General features: G+C 43.7%; 3 protein-coding genes. 2 read left to right on the forward strand and 1 reads right to left on the reverse strand.

The window, feature by feature from the left end:
* Window positions 1–783 precede the first annotated feature (783 nt).
* The gene (locus QT974_RS30865) at window positions 784–3,195 is read left to right on the forward strand and encodes an ATP-binding protein (RefSeq protein ID WP_333472188.1); all 2,412 of its coding nucleotides are present in this window, start codon (window positions 784–786) and stop codon (window positions 3,193–3,195) included.
* A 210-nt stretch (window positions 3,196–3,405) separates the two neighbouring features.
* Here QT974_RS30865 and QT974_RS30870 read toward each other — a convergent pair whose 3' ends face one another.
* Window positions 3,406–3,993, reverse strand: a complete 588-nt coding sequence (locus QT974_RS30870) for a cytochrome b/b6 domain-containing protein (protein WP_442933227.1) — start codon at window positions 3,991–3,993, stop codon at window positions 3,406–3,408.
* Between the two features lie 350 nt (window positions 3,994–4,343).
* On the opposite strand from QT974_RS30870, the gene QT974_RS30875 reads away from it, so the two are divergent.
* Window positions 4,344–4,925 (forward strand): manganese efflux pump MntP, encoded by a 582-nt coding sequence (locus QT974_RS30875; RefSeq protein WP_442933228.1) that lies wholly within the window; start codon window positions 4,344–4,346, stop codon window positions 4,923–4,925.
* Window positions 4,926–4,977 lie beyond the last annotated feature (52 nt).

The raw sequence follows: 4,977 nt of genomic DNA on the forward strand, positions 1-4,977 counted from the left end.
TTTGATTCTCGTTATGCAACTGTCAACTGTCCACTGTCAACTGTCAACTGCTATAAATTGCATATTCGGGACGCTGCTCAAAGCCATCCCATAAGACTTTAATTATTTTTTGACCTAAAGTTTAAATGCAGAACAGCTTATCGCCAAATAAAGTTCAGATCCGTAGCAGGATTTAGGAACAAGGAAAAAGATATACACAGCAAGCTTGAGCGCAGGATTTCAGGCTTAATTACCTGGATTTACTTAAAGGTAAAACAAAAGTTAAAAATAGATAAGTTGTTGTTGAATTTAATAGCGTGTCCCATAGATTAACCGCAAGCACGAGGTGTGTAGTACAAACAAAAATCGGCACCCCCAGAGCAGAATTTCCTGCGCGCTACACACAGTTGTTATTATCCAAATCCACCGGAAACGATCGCGCTCAAGCCTGTTCGGAATCGACTAAAAGCACCGAAAGCTTTACTGTTGCTCGCTCCCATTCAAACAAAAAAAAATCTGTTGACAAAGCCGCAGCTTTTTTCCTAGGGTACACCAGCAGCACCTTACCTAATTTACAAAGATGATTGAGCACTCTTAGCAAAACTCTTATACTGTTGATAATTTATTTTTATTTTCCAAAAACATGGTACAATATGATTCCAGTTTAACGGAGTGAGCCGGCGGCACGCGGGAAAAATGCAAAAATCCCTGCAATTAGAGAATGTTAGTAGTTTTTGACTGCTAGCAGGCGGCGAGTGCATCGCAGGTGAGCTGAGAATTTCAATCTCACAAATTGGTCAAACCATGGGAAGCTTTGCGAAAGTGAAGTGGCGGAAATTAACTCGAATATTGCCAGCGAGATTTAACGGCGGATACAATCTGAGCTACAAACTTGGGCTGTTCATTTTGGTCGCAACTATTTTAGTAGCTAGCATCGCTGCTTGTATCAGCTATCAAAACCTTCGGCGCTTGACGATCGACAATTTAGAGCGAAATGCTTTATTAGAAGTTAAGGAGCGCCGCAACAAAATCGATCGGTGGCTCGGTACGAGAAAGGCTGAGCTCGAAACCCTTGCCAATACTCCTCCGGTTCGCACCATGAATTGGTCGGTTGCTAACCCTTATTTAAAGTCGGAAGTAAATCGACTGCAAGAATTCCTGCATTTGGCATTAATTGAACCCGATGGCTCTTATTTCACTACCAAAGTCGGTAGAGCCTTGATTAATGTGAGCGATCGCCAACATTTCAAAAAAGCAATGGCTGGGGAAGTTTATGTTTCAGATCCTACCATTTCCCGCACGCTCAAACAACAAAGTATTGTACCCATTTCGGCTCCGGTGTGGTCAAATTCGGCAAATTCATTACTCCGAACAGCCAAAAAGCCGATCGGAGTAATGAACGGCGTCATTAGCATCGAGAGAATTACCAAAGTAATCGGAAATCTGGAATACGGCGCCGGAACCTACGCTTTTGCGATCAATTCTCAAGGAGTGCCGATTGTCCATCCCGACGCTCGGTTAATGGGAAATATCGACAAGCCAGCTCCCAGTTTGTTAGAGTCGGCAGATACTAATTTGGCGAATGTAGTGCGGGAGATGGTTTATCAAAAAACGGGCATTGTGTTAACTCAAATCAACGACGCCAGAGTTTATGTAGCCTATCTTCCTTTAGAACAAGCCCAATGGTCGATCGCCCTGGTAATTCCCAGCGAAAATATCGAAAAAGAACTGCTCCCCTTAAATATATTAGCAGCAGCAGCCACCGCACTCTTCGCTTCCGCCACGGTGGCTGCAATTGTCGCATTCAAATTGTGGGCCGTAAATAATATCCGCACTCGTAGAGAAGCCCTTCTCCACCGTTTGACCGGCCGGATTCGCGCTTGCTTGTACCTCGATCGCATCCTAGAAACAACTGTAGAAGAACTCGGTACTTTACTAAACCTCGATCGAGCAATTTTCGGCTGGTACGATCCCCGACTAGATACTTTAGAATTTTGCTGGGAATATTGTCGGGAAGGCTTACCCGGGCGTTTGGGAATCTTCGGGGCCCTGGGAGGGCCCTCGGGAGATTTAGCAGCAAGGCTGGGGCGATGCGAAACCATACTGCTACATAAAACCTGCGCCCCCGACAAGTATCCCCCAGCATCTGGAGGCGTGACAGAGCTCGAACTCACAAGCAGCCGCTACGCAGCAGTACCGGTGCTCACTCAGACTCATCGGCTGGGATATTTGTTCGCCTCTGCAAACAGGCCGTTTGCGACTCCTGAGGAAGTGGAAGTTTTGGAAACAATTGCAGACTCGCTGGCGATCGCAATTTCCCAATCGCAACTCCAGGGACAAATTCAACAAGAACTCAAACTTATAGAAGAACTATTAGCCAAGCTCAGAAGAACCGAAGAGCATTTAGTACAAAGCGAAAAAATGATAATTGTTGGTCGGCTTGCTGCCGGAATTTCTCAGGAAATTAACAACCCAATTAACTTTATGTACGGCAGTTTGATTCATGTCAACGATTATCTTAAAGATTTGCTCGATATAATTAGCCTCTACCGCAAAAAATATCCCGAACCATTGCCGATTATTGCCCAAAAAATAGAGATGTTTGACTTAGATTTTATCAGCAAAGACTTGCCGCAGATAGTCAAGTCTTTAAAAATAGGCACCGATCGCATTCGCCACATAGTTCTAGCTTTGCGCAACATTTCACTTCCCGACCAAGCCGACAAAGAACGCGCTAACCTTCACGAAAATCTCGACACTATTCTAGTCTTACTCGCTCACAAGCTAGAGCCAAACATATCATTAGTCAAAGAGTACAGCAACCTCCCGCCAATTTTGTGTTATCCCAATCAACTGAGTCAAGTATTCGCAAATATCCTCAGCAAGGCGATTGATGCGGTTGACAAAATTGACCAAATCCAGCGAACTATTACAATTAAAACAGATATTGTCGAGTATTCAAAAGGCAGATTTATTGCCGTATCGATCGCCCACAACGGCTGCCGAATTCCGCCGGAAATTCAACACAAAATTTTTGAGCCTTTTTACAATACTAAATCCTTGAAAGATTTTACAGGATTGGGATTGTTGGTTTGCTATAAAATTGTTGTAGAATTGCACGGCGGCAACCTGAGAGTTCAATCGCCTGTGCAATCTCAAAGTCAATCTCAAACTGGAGGCGGTGCTGAGTTTATAGTAGAATTGCCGATCGTTTGAACCGTATTCGCCGACTTGTCTGTTTAGGGGGGAGCATCCAATGAGTGCAAATATACTCGTATGGGCTATAGCCGTTTCCAAATTGAGATTCACCCGTTTAGGGAAATAGTAAAGGTGCGAGTAAAGCAAACAACCAACCTCCCATCACCAAAATTTCTGCAACAATTAAGAGGATATTTTTGTTCATTGTCTAATTAAGAGCGATCGACCTTAATAGCGAATTTTCCGCCACCAAGCAGCCGGCGAATCCTCCTGGCGGTATTGGCGATCGAACATTGACAAAATTAGCGGCAAACCTCCCACCTTCGCACTCATCAACAAGTGCATTAGCAAACACAATACTAATACCGCCCATCCCGTTAAATGCAAGTAATACCAAGTCTGCGTCAAATCCCCAGCCGGCAGCCATTCCTCCTTAACCATGCTCCCAGAGGCGATCGCAAAAGTCAGCGCCAACAACATCAAAGTATTCACAATTCGGTGCAAACTGTACCACCAAATTGGTTTTCCCAACTGAATTAGTTGGGCCAAAGAATCCGGCTGCACCAAGCGTTTTTTACCTGCATGGAAACTGTACAATGCAAAAGCTGGCATCACTCCTAAAATTAACAGCTTACCAAAAGTGCCGTGAATTCCGATAATGTCTGCAATCCGAGGGACGGGGACTTTCCCGAACCGCCCGTCGTAGGTATTGTAAACAAGAAATGCGCTCAAAATTGCTAACAGGGCGATCGCACTATTAAGCCCGTGCAGTAATCTCAGCAGCAATGGCTGGTACGGTCGAGATTGCGACATCATCAGTCGATTTTAGATTTTAGATTTGGGATTTTAGATTTGGGATTTTAGATTCATCCCACAGATGACTGCTTGCACAATCTCGGATGTTTAACGTTGGTCAAAAATTTGGCGATCGACCCTGACGAGTCGGAAACTTGTAGCCGTTTTTGGGCGTATTCAATTCTGCTACTCGATCGATAGTCTTTCACATAATACAGATAAGCGCCGTTTTTTGCAACACGCGCCAATTGTGAAACAAATGTGATTGCAAAATGAATTGATTATGAAAAATTTGTAGTTTACCAAAGTTTGGTGTAAACTAAAACAGTCTAGCAGAAGACTTAACTTATAAAATCTCATAATTAACAAAAATGGATGCAGCCACTACCGTCTTCCTTTCCTTGGGACTCGCAGCAGATGCTTTTGCTGTTGCTGTTTCTAGCGGTTTAGCAATCAAACACATGAAGGTCAATAAAGCTTTAAAAATTGCCTTATTTTTCGGAGGATTTCAAGCTGTCATGCCATTAATCGGATGGTTTGCAGGTCTGACTTTGAGTTTTTGGATTACACCGATCGACCATTGGATAGCTTTTGGGCTGTTGAGTTTCATTGGCGGTAAAATGATTTACGAAGCGCTGCAAACTGAAGAATGCGAGAAAAAGTTCAATCCCTTAGATACGGGGACTTTGATAACGCTGTCCGTGGCGACGAGCATCGATGCTCTGGCTGTTGGGATTGGATTTGCTGTTCTCAAAGATGCGATCGCTCCGGCGGTGACTGCGATCGGATTTATTACTTTCTTGTTAGCTTTTGCAGGCGTATTTATCGGTCACAAGTGCGGCAACTTGTTTGCAAATAAAATTGAGATTTTGGGCGGAGCAATTTTAATTTTTATTGGCAGCAGAATCTTGTTTCTACACTTGACAGAAGTACCGTTAGTTATGGGTCAGTAGTTATTGGTTATTGGTTATTGGTTATTGGTTATTGGTTATTGGTTATTAGTTA

It is taken from the genome of Microcoleus sp. BM001215392, assembly GCF_036700185.1.
In the GTDB taxonomy this organism is placed as follows: Bacteria; Cyanobacteriota; Cyanobacteriia; order Cyanobacteriales; family Microcoleaceae; genus Microcoleus.

Excerpts from the sequence above, each read along its gene's own strand:
- QT974_RS30865 (WP_333472188.1), top strand. The coding sequence starts at position 784 with ATGGGAAGCTTTGCGAAAGTGAAGTGGCGGAAATTAACTCGAATATTG.
- QT974_RS30870 (WP_442933227.1), bottom strand. The coding sequence starts at position 3,993 with ATGATGTCGCAATCTCGACCGTACCAGCCATTGCTGCTGAGATTACTG.
- QT974_RS30875 (WP_442933228.1), top strand. The coding sequence starts at position 4,344 with ATGGATGCAGCCACTACCGTCTTCCTTTCCTTGGGACTCGCAGCAGAT.